The following is a 16022-nucleotide window of genomic DNA, read 5'->3' as shown; positions in this document are numbered from 1 at the left end:
GCTTCTTCATGCCGCTGTCCCTGCTGGCCTGCCTGCTCGCGCTCCTCGTCCTGCGCGGCCTCGCCACCAACGAGGCGTTCCACGACTCCCGGGTCGCGAGCTCGGTCGACAAGACGACCGTGCCGGACGACCTGCTCAAGGGCGGACCGATCATCGACGCACGCGGGGCCAAGAACGAGCACCCCGTGAGCTACCGCATCCCGGACCACACCGTGGTCCTGAGCTTCGACGACGGTCCCTCGCCGGAGTGGACTCCGAAGATCCTGGAGCTGCTGGAGGCCCGCAACATCCGTGCGTCCTTCTTCGTGACCGGCGGGATGACCGCGCGCCATCCCGAGCTGATCCGGCAGATCGTCGCGGACGGCCACGAACTGGGCGTGCACACCTTCACCCACCCCGACCTGGTGTACCAGTCCCACACCCGGACCAGCTGGGAGCTGGCGCAGACGCAGCTGGCGCTGGCCGGCGTCGCGGGTGTCCACAGCTCGTTGTTCCGCCCGCCGTACTCGTCCAACGCCGCGGCGCTGGACGACTGGACCTATCCGGTGATCAAGTACGTGGGCGCGCGCGGCTACCTCACCGCGTTCATCGACCGCGACACCGACGACTGGAAGCGTCCCGGCGTAGAGGAGATCGTCAAGGCGGCGATGCCGTCCGAGCCCGGTGCGGGCGAGATGATCCTGCTGCACGACGCGGGTGGCGACCGCAGCCAGACCCTCACCGCGCTCGTCCAGATCATCGACAGGCTGCAGGCCCAGGGCTACCGCTTCACCACCATCTCCGAGGCGCTCGGCGCCTCCAGCGCCACCACGCCGGTGCACGGTTTCCAGCTGTGGGCGGGCAAGGGATATATCTGGGCCACCCAGTTCGCCGTGCTCACCCTGCCGGTGCTGATCGGGCTGCTGGCCGTCGTCGGCTTCCTCAACTTCGGCCGGTTCGCGCTGATGCTCGTCCTCGCACCGATGCACGCCCGCCGCTCCAAGCGGCGGGACGCCTGGGGCGCGCCCGTCACCGAGCCGGTCACCGTACTGGTCCCGGCCTACAACGAGCGCGAGTGCATCGCCAACACCCTCAACTCCCTCGCCGCGAGCGACCATCCGATCGAGGTGATCGTCATCGACGACGGCTCCTCGGACGACACCGCGGAGATCGTCGAGGAGATGGACCTGCCCTTCGTCCGGCTGATCCGCCAGGTCAACGGCGGCAAGCCCAGCGCGCTCAACACCGGCATCGCGGCCGCCTCGTACGACATCATCGTGATGATGGACGGCGACACCGTCTTCGAGCCGTCCACCGTGCGCGAGCTGGTCCAGCCCTTCGGCGACCCGTCCATCGGCGCGGTCGCGGGCAACGCCAAGGTCGGCAACCGCGACAGCCTGATCGGCGCCTGGCAGCACATCGAGTACGTCCTCGGCCACAACCTGGACCGCCGGATGTACGACATGCTGGGCGTCATCCCGACCATCCCCGGCGCGGTCGGCGCCTTCCGCAAGGAGGCCCTGCGGCAGGTCGGCGGGATGAGCGACGACACCCTCGCCGAGGACACCGACATCACCATCGCGGTGCTCTGCGAGGGCTGGCGGGTCGTCTACGCCGAGCACGCCCGCGCCTGGACCGAGGCTCCCGCCAGCCTCCAGCAGCTCTGGTCCCAGCGGTACCGCTGGAGCTACGGCAGCATGCAGGCGATGTGGAAGCACCGCGGCGCGGTGACCTCCCGCGGCCCGGCCGGACGCTTCGGCCGGATCGGGCTGCCGCTCGTCGTGCTGTTCGGTGTGGTCGCCCCGTTGCTGGCGCCGCTGGTCGACATGTTCTTCCTGTACGGCGTGCTGTTCGCGGACGCCCCGATCACCCTCACCAGCTGGGGCGGTTTCATCCTGCTCCAGGCCGCGCTGTCCTGGTACGCCTTCCGGCTCGACCGCGAGAAGCCCTGGCATCTGATCAGCCTGCCGATCCAGCAACTGGTCTACCGCCAGCTGATGTACATCGTCCTGTTGCAGTCCGCGATCACGGCGATGACGGGTGGCCGACTGCGCTGGCAGAAGCTCCGGCGCACCGGCGAGGTCGCTGTCCCGGTGGAGGCCTGACCATGACCGCATCCATCGAGTTCGGGCGCACCCAGGACACCGTCCAGTTGCGCATCCCCGCCGTTCTGCGACAGGAACCGGAGCCTGAGCCGGAGGCACCGCCCGAGCGCAAGGGCGGCCGGGACCGCTATCTCGACCTGCTGCGCGCCCTGGCCCTGGGCCGTGTGGTGCTCTACCACAATTTCGGCTGGTTCTGGCTGCCCCTCGTCTTCCCGTCCATGGGCGTGATGTTCGCGCTGGCCGGCTCGCTGATGGCCCGCTCGCTCAGCCGTCCCGCGCTCGGCGTGATCCGCGGCCGACTGCGCCGGTTGCTGCCGCCGATGTGGCTGTTCGGCGCGATCGTGATCGCCCTGCAGGTCCTCGACGGCTGGGGCCCCGACTCCGAAGGCCACCCCACCTGGTGGTGGGCCAAGCTGGGGTTCTGGATCCTGCCCCTGAGCACTCCGCCGTACGCGGACGAGCTGGCCGGTTTCCAGCATCACGTGGAACACGCCTGGGCCGCGCAGATCATCGTCCCGCTCTGGTACCTCCGGGCCTACCTGTGGTACGTCCTGCTCTCACCGCTGATGCTCCGGGCGCTGCGCCGTTTTCCGGTGGTGACGCTGTCGGCGCCGCTGGCGGTGGTGATCGTCATGAACGCGTTCTTCGCCGACCAGGAGTTCATCTACAGCCGGGTCTGGGAGACCGCCAACGACTTCGCCACCTTCGGCGCCTGCTGGATCCTCGGCATGGCCCACCAGGACGGGCTGCTCAAGAAGATCCCGCAGTACGTACTGCCGTCCATCGCGCCACTGATCATGGTGGCCGGCCTCTGGTACCTGCAGACCCGGCCGTCCGATCCGGCCGAATCGACCGACATCGAGTCCTGGCCGATCGCCCAGGCCCTGTGGTCCCTCGGCTTCGTCGCCATCCTGCTCCACGTCAGCCCCTCCTGGGAGCAGTGGCCCAGGCGGTTGGAACGCTGGAACGGCCTGGTCAGCCTGCTCAACGCACGCGCTGTCAGCGTCTACCTGTGGCACGAGGTCGCGCTGGTGCTCGCCGTTCCGCTGATCGACCCCCTCTGGACCGTCCGGTTCCTCTCCACGAACTTCCGATGGCTGCTGGCCAGCCCGTCGTTCACACTGCTGGTGGCGATCCCGCTGATGGGCTTGCTGGTGCTGACCTTCGGCTGGATCGAGGACGTGGCCGCCAAGCGCCCGCCACGGCTGTTCCCGTACCCGCGCCGCCGACGGGGCAGGCGCCGGGCCGCCGACTGACGGGGCCGCGCGCACCGCCCGAGCACCTGTTACGCCTTCCGCGCGGAGGTCCAGCCCTGGCGGCGGAGGCTTTCGAATCCGTCCAGGAGGAGGTCCAGGGCGAATTCGAACTCGAACTGGTCGTCGCAGCCGCCGCCGACCGCGGACCCTTCGTCGTGTGCGGCCGTCGCGGCCAGTTCGGCGATGTGCGGGTAGCGCGCCGCCAGCCCGGGGTCCGGCGGGCCGGAGGGGCCCGAGGTGTCGAACAGCTCCTGGCTGAAACCGAGCAGGCGGCTGCCCATCGCGTGCATGACGTGGTGCGTGAGGTCGGCGGAGAGGCCTCCGGCCCGGAAGCACCCGGCCATCGAGTCCAGGTACGCCAGCACGGCCGGGGTGGGGCCGGTCCGCGACTCGATGACCCTGGCCGCCCAGGGGTGGCGCAGCAGGACCCGTCGGGCCGAGAGGATCCGTGCGCGGACCACGGGCCGCCAGTCGGGGCCCTCGTCCGGCGGGTCGATCTCGCCGACGACGGCGTCGGCCATGCCGTCGAGCAGCTCCTCCTTGTTGGCCACGTGCTTGTAGAGGGCCATCGGTACGACGTCCAGCTCCTGCGCGAGCTTGCGCATGCTGAGCGCGTCGATGCCCGTGGCGTCGGCGAGCGCGACGGCGGCGCGCAGGACACGGTCCTTGCTCAGGGGCATCCGTTGCGTGTGCGTGGCTTCATCCCGGGTCATTCCGGTTCGGCCCCTTCCTTCCTCGACAGCACCCTCTCCTTGACGAGTGTACGGCGTACACCTATGGTTGGCGCCAGGTGTACGGCGTACACCATCAGGGAGTGAGGGGTGCCGAGAAGATGAATCCGGACCGGAGAACCGCAGTGGCCGCCGGGTCGCTGTTCCTGCTGACCGAGGTCGCCGCGATAGCCGGGGCGGTCCTTTACCGCCCCCTGCTGGGCGCGGCGGACGGTCGGCTCGCACAGGGCGCCGACACGCAGGCGATGCTCGGGGTGCTCTGCGAGGTGGTGCTGGTGGCGGCGGTGGTCGGCACCGGGGCGGCGCTGTTCCCCGTCCTGCGGCGCCACGGCGAGGGGCTCGCGCTCGGGTATGCCTTCGGGCGGTTGCTGGAGGCCGCCGTCATCGCCCTCGGGATCGTCGCCGTCCTGGCGCTCGTCACCCTGCGGCGGGACGCGGGGGCGTCGGCGGGCGCCGACGCCGCGCTGGTGGCCTTCCACGACTGGACGTTCCTGCTCGGGCCCAACATCGCCCTCGGTCTGAACACCGTCGTGCTCGCGTACCTGGTGCACCGTGCACGGCTCGTGCCGCGCTTCATCGCCGTGCTCGGGCTCATCGGCGGGCCGCTGATCTGCGCCTCGGCCGTCGCCGTGATGTTCGGGGCCTACGCGCAGCTCTCCGTGGCGGGGTCGGTCGCCGCGCTCCCGGTGTTCGCCTGGGAGCTGGGCCTGGCCGGGTGGCTGATCGCCAGGGGGTTCGGGCCCGGCTCGGGCGCCGTGTCCGGCGCCAAGGGCGGGAACGCGGGCCGAGGGGCCTCGGCGGGGTGATCAGTGCCGGCTGTTCCAGAAGCCGATCGCGACCGCGCCCCACCAGGCAGCCTGCGATACGGCTGCCGTCACAGCGCCGCGGATCAGCAGCGAGCGGGGGACGGGGCCGCCGTCGACGGCGGCCAGCCGGTGGTGCAGGGCCGACGCCTGGACACCGTTGAGCGAGAGCACCAGGACGAGGCCGAGCTTGACGCACGTCAGCGGTGAACTGAGATCGGGGTGGAGGAAGGCGCCGCTGAACAGCAGGCCACCGAGACCGGCCCACACGGGCATGTGCAAGGGGGCGGTGAAGTCGAGGACCTCACGCAGGGTCTTGCGGCCGGTGAGCCACAGCGCGCCGTAGTAATCGATGGCGAGTACGGCGCCGAAGCCCAGGATCAGGGAGGCGAGGTGCACGAACAGCGCCGCGGTGTGCAGGGTGACGTCGGCGCGCAGGTGCACGGCGATCCACGTCGTGGCCGCCCACCCGAGACACACCGCGAGGGACGCCGCTGCCGGCCCACTCCAGGAGGGGAGGCGGAGAAGTTCTGCTTCCCGTCCAGGTCTTCGGGGGGCCGCGGTGGCGTCGGCGGTGGACATTGCTGCTCCAGGGATCTTCTGCGGGGTGTGCTCACACCGGCGAGGAGCAAGCAAAGGTAAGGCTGGCCTAAGTGTCCACGGGCGTCAAGGTGACCGTCCGCACTCTGGGCACGGCCCTGCGGGGAGGGGGGATGGGGGCCGGGAACCCGGGGCACACGGCGTAGCGACGGCTCGTGTCTCAGGAGGTGGTGGCGGTGCACGGTACGAAGGTTCTGGATTCCTTTCCCGCCGGTGATCCGTACGGGAGTTGGCCCGCCGAGGAGTACGCGGCCCGGTGCCGGGAGCGGGGTCAGCGGGCGACCGTCGTGATGGACCTGGACCGGGATGCCTTCCTCGTCGTGGCCCCCGAAGCGGACGCGATGCGCAACGCCACGTAGCGGCGATGGCCTCGCGCACCGCCCGTAACCCGCCCGCGAGGCTTGCGCGGACGGGTGAGCTCAGGGGCGGCCCGGCACGAGCGGGGCGACACTGGCGGAGTGGTCGACGGCGAACGGCATGCGGAGCCGAACCGGATCCGCCGCCACCGATGAGTTTCGCAGCGGCCGCCGGTCTACCCCTTCGTCAGCGCGCAGAGCGGAACGCCAGCCCCGGAAGGGTGAGGAACATGCAGTACATGATCCAGATGAACGTACCGACGGCCGAGTGGGACGCCGTCATGTCTTCGTACTCCGACGAGGACATGCAGGCCATGTTCGCCCACATGGAGGCCCTCAACAGCGAACTCACCTCCGCCGGGGAATGGGTGGACGGGCAGGGCCTCGGAGGCCCCGCGCAGGTCAAGACGGTGCGGGCCGGGAGCGACGGCCGGCCGCAGGTGAGCGACGGGCCGGCCCGGCAGGGAGACATCCTGGCCGGGTACTGGGTCGTCGACGTCAAGAGCGAGGAACGGGCCCTGGAGATCGCCGCACGCGCGTCGGCCTGCCCCGGACCGGGTGGGAAGCCCGGTAACGACCCGGTCGAGGTGCACCCGATCTCCGAGGCCCCCACCGCAGCCTGAGCCGCGCTGCCCCGACATCCCCGTCGTTGAGGTGAACCTGTACGCCGGACGGCGGCGGGGCGGCCGGCAGCGGTGGCAGACCGCCGGGGCGCAACCGAGGCTCGGTTCCGGGGGCGAGCGCGAGGAAGGGGCAGCAGGCAATGCCACAGGCCAACGAGGAGGGCGTCGCCGACCGCCCGACCGGCACCGCGCAGCAGCGTCGCGGTCGAGCCGGACACCTGCGGACCGCGCTCAGGCGGACCAATCTGCTACCGGCGTTCCTGGTGCTCACGGCCATGACGGTCGCCCTGTGGCTGATGGGCATGCCGTTCCTCCAGGCCCTGACCATCTCCACCGGAGTGAAGATCGCGGTGGCCCTGCTCGAACTCCGGCGGCCACCCACCCCTGCCGACGAGCCGCCCGCCTAGGCGGACCTGCGGCGCAGCGCCCGGCGGACCCCGTACAGGACGACGAGCAGCACGATGACGACGACCAGGACGATCAAGAGCATCTTGAACAGGCCGCCCTTCTTCTTGCTCTTCTTCTTGCCCTTCTTGTTCCCGGTGGTGGCCCGGACCTGGGACGACGTCGGTGCCTGGACGCCGGTTGCCACACCGGCGCCGGCGAGGAGACCGCCCTGCGGCAGCGCCGCGGCAGCCGGAGCCTGACGTGCGGCCGGAGCGGCCGCCGAGGCCGCTGCCGCAGGACCCAGTAGCAGCCCGGCGAGCACGAAGAGCGGGACGATCGCCGCCGCGACCATCGAGCGAGGCTTCTTCGGATTGCTGTTCGTTGTCACTGTCTCCCCTGTTCTCCCCTGCCCGAGCCGGGGCCGGTGGGATCCGGAAGGCCGGGCTTGAAAGCATCGTCGACGAGTTCGACCGCCCCTGCAAGGACATGGGCTGCGCGAGGTCGTCGAATGCGCGAGCGGCGGGCCGGCCGAACCCGTGGGAAGGAGGGGCTCCTTGCCGTGGGCTCAGTTCTTCGCCGCGGCCTCGGCATTGCGCCAGACCGTCAGGTCGAGGGTGATGTAGGAGGTCTCGTTCTTCGCGCCCGACCTGCCGCGGAAGGTCGCCAGCGCGATGTGGCCGGCCTTGCTCAGCACGCAGACCTGAGACCCGTCCGTGAGCTGGTCGAGGCCGACCTTCTCGGTGAAGCGGGTCACGGCGCGGCAGGTCTCCAGGGAGCCCTTCTCGGAGTTGTTCAGCAGGACGAGCTTGCCGTTCGTGGTACCGAACTTCTCGTCCCCGAACAGGGTGTCCCGGTAGTAGAAGAGGTCGGCGTGCCCGTAGAGCACCCCGGCGCCGGTCGGCTCCTCGGCCGGGCGCGGCGGATTGTCGGCGAACATCAGCTCGTGGTTCATGGGCACGTCGATGCCCTGGTACGAGACCGGCTGCGGGTCGGGCCGCTGCTGCGAGGCGCTGCCGCCGCCCGACGCCTTGTCGCCCCCGCCCTTGGCGGAGCCGTCCGGCAGCAGGGACCCGATGACCGCGAGCCCGATGACCGCCGCCGCAACCGCCCCGACCACGATCAGCCCCGTGCGCTTGGGGCGCGGGGGAGCGGGCGGACCGGCAACGAAGCCCTGGGGGTGGAACGACGGCTGCGTGTACTGGGGTTGGTTGTACGGCGGCTGGTTGTGCTGCCGCTGGTTGTACTGCGGCTGTGGGTACGAAGCCTGCGCGTACGGGGGCGGCGTCGGGTAACCCGGCGGCACGGCCGCCGCCGGAGCCCCCGGAGCCGGAGCCGCGGCTGTCTGCGTCGGCGCGGCGGCCACACCGGTCGGCGGATGTCCGGGCGCGGCGGCGGGTGCCGCAGGCGCACTCGGGGCCGGTGACTGCGGCGACACCTCGGTCGGAGTCGGAGTCGGAGTCGGAGTCGGCGCGGCCGTCGGCGGCTGCGGCGGCGGGGTGGGCGCCGGCGCGGGCAGCTGCAGCCGTTCGGTGATGGAACCGGCGACGGCCTGCGGCAGCCAGTCCTCGCCCTGGCGAAGCGGGGACTCCGAGGCCGCGTTGCACAGCTCGATGACCTCGGTCAGGGTCGGGCGGTCGGCCGGATCGCGACTGAGGCAGCGGGTGACCACCGGCCGCAACTCCGCGGGCAGGGCGCTGAGGTCGGGGTCCTCGTGCACGATCCGGTAGAGCACCGCGTGGGAGGGCCCGTCGCCGAAGACGGAGGCCCCGATCGCGGTGTAGGCCGCGATCTGCCCGAGAGCGAAGACGTCGGTGGCCGGGGTGACCGTGCCGGCCGAAGCCTGTTCGGGCGCCATGAACGCCGGGGTGCCGACGCTGACGCCGGTGCTGGTCAGAGCGGTGGAGTCGGCGGCTCGGGCGATGCCGAAGTCGATGACGCGCGGGCCGTCGGAGGCGAGCAGCACGTTGGCGGGCTTCAGGTCCCGGTGGACGATGCCCGCGCCGTGGATGACGTGCAGCGCCTCGGCGACCCCGACGGTCAACAGCAGCACGCTGCGCACCGGCAGCGCGCCGTGATGCGCGACGGCGTGGGCGAGCGAGGGGCCGGGCACGTAGGCCGTGGCCAGCCAGGGCTGGGGGCCCTCGGTGTCCGAGTCGATGACCGGCGCGGTGTAGAGCCCCTGGACCCGCTCCGCGGCCCGCACCTCCTGTTGGAAGCGCCGCCGGAACTCGGGGTCCTCGCTGAACTCGGGCCGGATCACCTTGATGGCGATGGGCCGACCGCCCGGCGTGTAGGAGAGGTAGACCTTGCCCATGCCGCCCGCGCCCAGCACGGCCGCCAGGCGGTAGCCGCCCACGACGGCCGGGTCGTCGGCCCTGAGCGGCTGGAAGAAGTCGGCGGAAGGTGCGCTGCCCATGGGATCCATCTCTGATTGCGGCGATTCAGCACCTGCCGGCGCCCCGAAGTCAACCGAGAGCGTACCCAATCCCCGAACCACCCGCCCGGACCACCGGACCGGCTCCGGCAGTTGGCGGACCGGCCTTCCTCAGACCACGGAGAGCAGGTCCACCACGAAGACGAGCGTGGAACCCGGCGGGATCAACGGCGAGGGGGACTGGTCGCCGTAGCCGAGGCGCGGGGGAATGATGATCTCGCGCCGACCGCCGACCTTCATCCCCCTGAGTCCCCGGTCCCAGCCCTTGATGACCCTGCCACCCCCCACGGCGAACTTGAACGGCTGGCCCCGGTCCCAGGAGGCGTCGAACTCCCTTCCGGACTCGAAGGTGACCCCGACGTAGTGGACCCGGACGACCCTGCCCGGCTTCGCCTCGGCCCCGTCGCCGACGACGAGGTCCCGGATGGTCAGCTCCTGCGGAGCGTCACCCTCCGGAAGTTCGATCTCGGGTTTCGTCAGTTCACTCATCGCAGCCTCATCGCTCTCCACCGGAATGCTGATCGACTGAAGTACATCAGACCCCAGGAGCACGGCGCGGCCCGCCGGAATCGATCGTTTCGAGCGAGTCGAGCCATTTGATTGATGGATCTTGACGGTCGGATCGTGACTTCATAGAGTCAGCGTGGCCTCACTCAGCCGCAAGGAGCACCCGAGATGTCAGTTCGCCGCCCGCGGGCCCTGCTCGCGATGGCCCCCGAGCTTCTTCCCCGCCTCTTGGACGAGGCCACCGCCCGCCGGCTCCACGCGGTGGCCGAGCTCGACCTGGAGATCGTCGCCGACGACTTCGGCAGACCCGAGGTGGTGGCGGCCCTGGCCGAGGCGGAGATCCTGCTCACCTTCTGGGGAGCCCCCTCGATCGATGCCGGCGTGCTCTCGGCCGCACCCCGCCTCAGGGCGGTCGTCCATGCCGCGGGGTCGGTCAAGCACCTCGTCACCGACGCCTGCTGGGAGCGGGGCATCACCGTTTCCTCCGCCGCCCTGGCCAACTCCCTCCCGGTGGCCGAGTACACCGTCGCCATGGTGCTGCTCTCCAACAAGCGGGTGCTGCAACTGCGCGAGGAGTACCGCAGCGTCCGAGGTGGCGAGCACGCGTGGCACCTGCGGTACGGGCACGCGGGCAACTACGGCAGGACCGTCGGCATCGTCGGCGCCTCCAGGATCGGCCGCCGGGTGATCGAACTGCTGCGCCCGTACGATCTCGAACTCGTCGTGTACGACCCCTATCTGACCCCTGATCAGGCAAGGTCACTCGGCATCCGCAGTGTGGGCCTCGACGAACTCTGCAGGATCTCCGACGTGGTCAGCCTGCACGCGCCCGCCCTGCCCGAGACGGAGTCGATGATCGACCGCCGACGGCTGGCGCTGATGCGCGACGGAGCGACCCTGATCAACACGGCCCGCGGTTCGCTGGTCGATTCGGCCGCGCTCACCGACGAGGTGACCTCCGGCCGGCTGCAGGCGGTCATCGACGTCACCGAGCCGGAGGTGCTCCCGGCCGACTCACCGCTGTACGACCTGCCCAACGTGCTGCTCACCCCGCACATCGCGGGTTCGCTCGGCAACGAACTCCACCGGATGGCCGATTCGGCGATCGAGGAGATCGCCCGCTACGCCTCCGGCCTGCCCTTCCTGCACGGGGTCCGCCGCGAAGATCTGGACCGCACGGCGTAGGGGAGTACCGGTGAACTGATCGTTTTGATCAATAGTTCACTTGGTCTTGACGTTCAAGATGCGTGGGCGAATGATTCAAGTCGTTCAGCCCACTCGCCAAGGAGCAGTACAGATGAAGGCTCAGTCCTTGCGTGTCTACGGCGCGGTGGCCGCAGCGGTATCCCTCGCCCTGCTGACCTCCGCCTGCGGTTCCGGCTCCACCACCTCGTCGGCCGCGAAGGACGACGGCAAGCCCGTGACGATCACGTACTGGACCTGGACCACCGGTGCCGAGGCCGCGGCCGCCGCGTTCAACAAGACGCACACCGACATCCAGGTCCAGTTCTCCCAGATCCCGGGCGGTGCCGACGGCTACAGCAAGATCAGCAACGCGATCAAGGCGGGCGGCGCGCCGGACGTGACGACCATCGAGTACGCCATGGTCCCGGAGTTCGCGAGCCAGGGGTATCTGGAGGACCTCACCGCCTCCTCGGGCGAGCTGGTGAAGAAGAGCTTCCCGGCCGGCGTACGGGACCTGGTGACCTTCGGCGGCAAGACCTGGTCGGTCCCCTTCGACGCGACCCCGCAGGTGTACTTCTACCGCAAGGACCTCTTCGAGAAGTACGGCGTGACCGTGCCGAAGACCTGGGACGAGTACCGTGCGGCCGCCGAAAAGATCAAGGCGGCCGACCCCGATGCCCGCATAGGCAACTTCCCGACCGACACCCCGCTGGAGGCGACGCTCTCCTGGCAGGCCGGCGCCAAGTGGTTCCAGATCAAGGACGGCGCCTGGAAGCCCGAGATCAACGACGCCCCCTCGCAGAAGGTCGCGGCCTTCTGGCAGGGGATGCTCAAGGACGACCTGGTCTTCAACTACGGCTCCGGCACTCCGGAGGAGAACAAGTCCAGGGCCGACGGCACGTCCGCCAGCATCGTGGGCGCCGCCTGGACCGGGGGCGGCCTGACCTCCACCATGCCGGACCTCAAGGGCAAATGGGGCATTGCCCCGATCCCGCACTGGGGCACCCCGGCCAGCGGCATGTTCGGAGGCACCAGCTTCGCCGTGCCCAAGGGCAGCAAGCACGCCAAGGCCGCCGCCGAGTTCATCAAGTGGGTGACCACGGACCCCGCCTCGATGGAGGCCCGGCTCAGCGCCCTGAAGAACCCGAGCACCGCCCTGCCCGCGAACCGGGACATGGCCGCGGTGGCGGCGAAGGCCTTCGACACCTCCTACTTCGGCGGTCAGGACTTCTACAAGCTGACCGGTGAACAGATCGACACGATCGTCCCCGGCTGGACCTGGGGCCCGGTCTGGGGCAAGGTCAACGCCGACTTCAAGGACGAGGCGGCCAAGAACGGCCTGGCCGGCGGCCTGGTGAAGGCCCAGGAGTCAGCCCGGACGGCGATCGAGAGCCGCGGTCTCAAGCTCGCCGAATGACCCGGCGGGGGTGGCCGCCGCACCCTTGCGGCCACCCCCGCCCCGGAAGTCGGAAGTCCGGACCACCCGCACCGCCAAGGAGCCTCCCGTGGCATCACCTCCCCTCGCTCCGGCACGCGCCGGAAACACGCTGCGCCGCAACCAGCGCGGCGCCGTGGGCCTGTTCCTCGTCCCGTTCTTCGTCCTGTTCGCCCTCGTCATGGTCGCTCCGGTCGTGTACGCGGGATGGATGAGCGTGTTCCGGGAGCAGTCCTCGGGACTCGGCTTCGGAGGCGTCGAACGGACCTTCGCGGGCCTGGCGAACTACTCGGCGGTGCTGGCCGATCCGGAGTTCCGCACCTCCTTCCTGCACGTCGCCACGTACTGCGTGCTGTACATCCCGGTGATGATCGGCGGGGCGCTGGGCCTGGCCCTGCTGGTCGACTCGGCCCATGCCCGGGCCAAGCGCTTCTTCCAGCTCGCCCTCTTCCTGCCGCACGCCGTGCCGGGACTGATCGCCGCGATCATCTGGATCTACCTCTACACCCCCGGACTCAGCCCGGTGATCGAGTGGATCGACGGCGCGGGCGGCAGCTGGAACTTCTTCTCACCCGCCAACTCCCTCTCGTCGATGGTCAACATCGCCGTCTGGCAGTGGGTCGGCTACAACATGGTGATCTTCTTCGCCGCGCTCCAGGCGGTGCCCCGCGAGGTCATCGAGGCCGCCACGGTCGACGGCGCCGGCGCCTGGCGCATCGCCCTGCGCATCAAGGTCCCAATCATCCGCTCCTCGGTGGTCATGACCGTCCTGTTCACCTGTGTCGGAGCGGTCCAGCTCTTCACCGAGCCCAGGCTGCTCTCCGACAAGGCGCAGGCCCTCGGCAACGACTGGTCGCCCACCATGTACATCGTCAGCAAGGCGTTCATCGACCAGGACTACGCGGGCGCGGCCGCCGCGTCGCTGCTGCTGGCCCTGGTGGCCGGCGCCCTGTCCTACGTGGTCACCCGGATCGGGAAGCGGTGGCAGGAATCATGAGCACGCAGGCCCTCACCTCCCGCACCGCCGAGCGGACCACCGGGACGCCCGTCGTTCCCACGACGCCGAACCGGCCCCGCGCCCCGCACGCCTGGGCCTCCAAGGCCGCCGTCAACGCCGTACTGGTCATGCTGGCGCTCTACACGCTGATGCCGATCAGCTGGCTGCTGATCGCCGCCACCAAGAACCGCCGCGACCTCTTCGCCACCAACGGCTTCACCTTCGGGGAGTTCAACCTCTTCTCCAACATCCACGACGTCTTCACCCACAACGACGGCATCTACGGACGCTGGCTGCTCAACACCGTCGTCTACGCCGTCGTCGGTTCCGCCCTCTCCTCGCTCATCTCGGTCGCGGCGGGCTACGCCTTCGACAAGTACGCCTTCGCCGGCAAGGAGAAGCTCTTCGGCGTGGTCCTCGCGGGCGTGCTCGTACCGGGAGCGGTCCTGACCCTCCCCACGTACCTGCTGGCCTCCGAGGCCGGGCTCACCAACACCTACTGGGCGCTCCTCATCCCCTCCCTGGTCAACCCGTTCGGCGTCTACCTCGCCCGGGTCTTCTCCGAGGGCTACGTCCCGTACGAGGTCATCGAGGCCGCCCGGGTCGACGGCGCGGGCGAGATACGGACCTTCCGCACCATCGCACTGCCGATGCTCGCCCCCGGATTCATGACGCTGTTCCTCTTCTCCTTCACCGCCAGCTGGAACAACTTCTACGGCGCCCTCGTCATGCTGAACGACAAGGACCTGTACCCCGTCAGCCTCGGCCTCCACATGTGGAACATCTCGACGACGGAGAGCCCCGAGATGTACTCCCTGGCCATCACCGGCTCTCTGATCGCGGTGATCCCGCTCGTGATCGCCTTCCTCTGCCTGCAGCGCTTCTGGCGCTCGGGACTCACGGCCGGAGCGGTGAAGTAGATGAAGACGAAGGACTGGCTGCGCGGCGCCGTCGTCTACCAGATCTACCCCCGGAGCTTCGCCGACGGGAACGGCGACGGCGTCGGCGACCTGGCCGGCATCCGCGCCCGCCTGCCCTACCTGGCCGAACTCGGCGTCGACGCCCTCTGGATCAGCCCCTGGTACGTCTCCCCGATGGCCGACGGCGGCTACGACGTGGCCGACTACCGCGACATCGACCCGCTCTTCGGCACCCTCACCGACGCCGAGCAGCTGATCGCGGAAGCCCACGCCCTGGGCCTGCGCGTCATCATCGACATGGTCCCCAACCACTGCTCCGACCAGCACCCCTGGTTCGCCGAAGCCGTGGCCGGCGGCCCCGGGACACCGCAGCGGGCCCGCTTCCACTTCCGCCCCGGACGCGGAACCGCCGACGAACTCCCGCCCAACGACTGGCAGTCCCACTTCGGCGGCCCCGCATGGACCAGGGTCTCCGACGGCGAGTGGTACCTGCACCTCTTCGCCCCCGAACAGCCCGACTTCGACTGGGACCACCCCGACGTCCGCGCCGAGTTCGAGGACGTCCTGCGGTTCTGGCTGGACCGCGGCGTCGACGGCTTCCGCATCGACGTAGCCGACCACCTGGCGAAGGCCCCCGGACTGCCGGACGTCCGCGACTACCAGGCGCGCGACGCGAACGACAGCCCGTGGGCCGACCAGGAAGCCGTGCACGAGGTCTACCGCTCCTGGCGCGCCGTCGCCGACTCCTACGAAGGCGAGCGGGTTTTCGTCGGCGAGATCTGGCTCGAGGACCGAGACCGGTTCCGCGCCTACCTGCGCCCCGACGAACTCCACACCGCTTTCAACTTCCCCTTCCTCGGTACCGCCTGGGACACCGACGCGCTGCGCACCGTCATCGACCGCACCTTCGCGGACCACGAGCCGGTCGGCGCGGCGGCGACCTGGGTGCTCTCCAACCACGACGTCATCCGCCACGTCACCCGCTACGGCCGCGCCGACACCCGGCACAGCTGGGACCCGGTCACCGAAGGCGTTCCCGTCGACCTCGGCCTCGGCAGGCGACGCGCCCGCGCCGCGGCGCTGCTCACCCTGGCCCTGCCCGGCTGCGCCTACGTCTACCAGGGCGAGGAGCTCGGCCTGGCCGAGGTCGAGGACATTGCGGCCGGACTGCTCCAGGACCCGAGGTGGCCGCGCTCCGGATTCACCGACCGGGGCCGGGACGGCTGCCGAGTGCCGCTGCCCTGGTCCGGGGACAGCGCCCCGTACGGTTTCAGCCCCGAGGACGCGACGAACACCCCCTGGCTTCCACAGCCCCCGGACTGGGCCGGGCTCAGCGCCGCCGCCCAGCAGGGCGACCCGGCGTCCATGCTGGAGCTCTACCGCTCCGCCATCGGCCTGCGCCGCCAGGAACCCGACCTCGTGGCAGGGGAGTTCGCGTGGCTCCCGGCCCCCGACGCCGTTCTCGCCTTCACCCGCGGCGCCGGGTTCACCTGCCTCGTCAACCTCGGGGCCGAGGCCGTCGAACTGCCCCCGTGCTCCCGTCTCCTCCTGGCCAGCGGGCCGCTCACCGAGAGCGGACTGCTGCCGGGAGGGACCGCCGTGTGGATGCGCGCCGCCTGACAGCGCTGCCGTTCCCACAAGGAGCCGGCCCGTAGCCGTGGGGGCACACGGGCCGGCTCCGTCCCATCTCCCGAAGGACGGACG

General features: G+C 70.3%; 16 protein-coding genes. 11 read left to right on the top strand and 5 right to left on the bottom strand.

From position 1 onward, the window contains the following. The first annotated feature begins 8 nt into the window (after nucleotides 1-8). Nucleotides 9-2084: a glycosyltransferase gene (locus AB0D29_RS18715; RefSeq protein WP_362855480.1), complete on the top strand. Its 2076-nt coding sequence runs from the start codon at nucleotides 9-11 to the stop codon at nucleotides 2082-2084. 2 nt (nucleotides 2085-2086) lie between these two features. Next, nucleotides 2087-3340 (top strand): acyltransferase, encoded by a 1254-nt coding sequence (locus AB0D29_RS18710; protein ID WP_362855426.1) that lies wholly within the window; start codon nucleotides 2087-2089, stop codon nucleotides 3338-3340. A 29-nt stretch (nucleotides 3341-3369) separates the two neighbouring features. On the opposite strand, the gene AB0D29_RS18705 is transcribed toward AB0D29_RS18710, so the two are convergent. Further along, on the bottom strand, nucleotides 3370-4053 hold the full coding sequence (locus AB0D29_RS18705) for a TetR/AcrR family transcriptional regulator C-terminal domain-containing protein (protein WP_362855424.1): 684 nt from the start codon (nucleotides 4051-4053) through the stop codon (nucleotides 3370-3372). A 101-nt stretch (nucleotides 4054-4154) separates the two neighbouring features. Here AB0D29_RS18705 and AB0D29_RS18700 point away from each other — a divergent pair, with 101 nt between their 5' ends. Then, nucleotides 4155-4877 carry a DUF4386 domain-containing protein gene (locus tag AB0D29_RS18700; protein WP_362855423.1) on the top strand — a complete coding sequence of 241 codons (723 nt, stop codon included), beginning with the start codon at nucleotides 4155-4157 and terminating at the stop codon, nucleotides 4875-4877. On the opposite strand, the gene AB0D29_RS18695 is transcribed toward AB0D29_RS18700, so the two are convergent. Continuing rightward, nucleotides 4878-5318 carry a hypothetical protein gene (locus AB0D29_RS18695; RefSeq protein ID WP_362855422.1) on the bottom strand — a complete coding sequence of 147 codons (441 nt, stop codon included), beginning with the start codon at nucleotides 5316-5318 and terminating at the stop codon, nucleotides 4878-4880. It abuts the gene before it with no gap. Between the two features lie 311 nt (nucleotides 5319-5629). On the opposite strand from AB0D29_RS18695, the gene AB0D29_RS18690 reads away from it, so the two are divergent. From AB0D29_RS18690 to AB0D29_RS18680, 3 genes are all read left to right on the top strand, one after another. Then, nucleotides 5630-5833, top strand: coding sequence for a hypothetical protein (locus tag AB0D29_RS18690; protein ID WP_362855420.1), 204 nt, complete (start codon nucleotides 5630-5632; stop codon nucleotides 5831-5833). 227 nt (nucleotides 5834-6060) lie between these two features. Continuing rightward, complete coding sequence (locus AB0D29_RS18685) at nucleotides 6061-6453, top strand: YciI family protein (protein WP_362855418.1); 393 nt, start codon at nucleotides 6061-6063, stop codon at nucleotides 6451-6453. A 140-nt stretch (nucleotides 6454-6593) separates the two neighbouring features. Continuing rightward, entirely contained in the window at nucleotides 6594-6860 is a 267-nt protein-coding gene (locus AB0D29_RS18680) for a hypothetical protein (protein ID WP_362855417.1), read from the top strand. On the opposite strand, the gene AB0D29_RS18675 is transcribed toward AB0D29_RS18680, so the two are convergent. The 3 genes from AB0D29_RS18675 to AB0D29_RS18665 form a co-directional block, all read right to left on the bottom strand. Continuing rightward, entirely contained in the window at nucleotides 6857-7228 is a 372-nt protein-coding gene (locus tag AB0D29_RS18675) for a hypothetical protein (RefSeq protein ID WP_362855415.1), read from the bottom strand. The two genes, AB0D29_RS18680 and AB0D29_RS18675, sit on opposite strands and share 4 nt — an antisense overlap. 177 nt (nucleotides 7229-7405) lie before the next feature. Further along, the gene (locus tag AB0D29_RS18670) at nucleotides 7406-9265 is read right to left on the bottom strand and encodes a serine/threonine-protein kinase (RefSeq protein ID WP_362855413.1); all 1860 of its coding nucleotides are present in this window, start codon (nucleotides 9263-9265) and stop codon (nucleotides 7406-7408) included. A 120-nt stretch (nucleotides 9266-9385) separates the two neighbouring features. Further along, a complete protein-coding gene (locus tag AB0D29_RS18665) occupies nucleotides 9386-9763 on the bottom strand; it encodes an FKBP-type peptidyl-prolyl cis-trans isomerase (protein WP_362855411.1) in 378 nt (125 codons plus the stop codon). A gap of 219 nt (nucleotides 9764-9982) precedes the next feature. Here AB0D29_RS18665 and AB0D29_RS18660 point away from each other — a divergent pair, with 219 nt between their 5' ends. From AB0D29_RS18660 to AB0D29_RS18640, 5 genes are all read left to right on the top strand, one after another. Further along, the gene (locus tag AB0D29_RS18660) at nucleotides 9983-10966 is read left to right on the top strand and encodes a hydroxyacid dehydrogenase (RefSeq protein ID WP_362855479.1); all 984 of its coding nucleotides are present in this window, start codon (nucleotides 9983-9985) and stop codon (nucleotides 10964-10966) included. Nucleotides 10967-11078: 112 nt separating this feature from the next. Next, entirely contained in the window at nucleotides 11079-12383 is a 1305-nt protein-coding gene (locus tag AB0D29_RS18655) for a sugar ABC transporter substrate-binding protein (protein ID WP_362855409.1), read from the top strand. Between the two features lie 199 nt (nucleotides 12384-12582). After that, nucleotides 12583-13398 carry a sugar ABC transporter permease gene (locus tag AB0D29_RS18650; protein WP_362855478.1) on the top strand — a complete coding sequence of 272 codons (816 nt, stop codon included), beginning with the start codon at nucleotides 12583-12585 and terminating at the stop codon, nucleotides 13396-13398. 128 nt (nucleotides 13399-13526) lie between these two features. Further along, nucleotides 13527-14318, top strand: coding sequence for a carbohydrate ABC transporter permease (locus AB0D29_RS18645; RefSeq protein ID WP_362855477.1), 792 nt, complete (start codon nucleotides 13527-13529; stop codon nucleotides 14316-14318). After that, nucleotides 14319-15938 (top strand): glycoside hydrolase family 13 protein, encoded by a 1620-nt coding sequence (locus AB0D29_RS18640; RefSeq protein ID WP_362855407.1) that lies wholly within the window; start codon nucleotides 14319-14321, stop codon nucleotides 15936-15938. Nucleotides 15939-16022: the final 84 nt, after the last annotated feature.

Origin of the sequence: Streptomyces sp. NPDC048424 (assembly GCF_040651555.1) — a bacterium.
Lineage (GTDB): Bacteria > Actinomycetota > Actinomycetes > Streptomycetales > Streptomycetaceae > Streptomyces.
The sequence above is the reverse complement of the archived record's forward strand: the minus strand, read 5'-3'. Positions and strand labels throughout refer to the sequence as shown.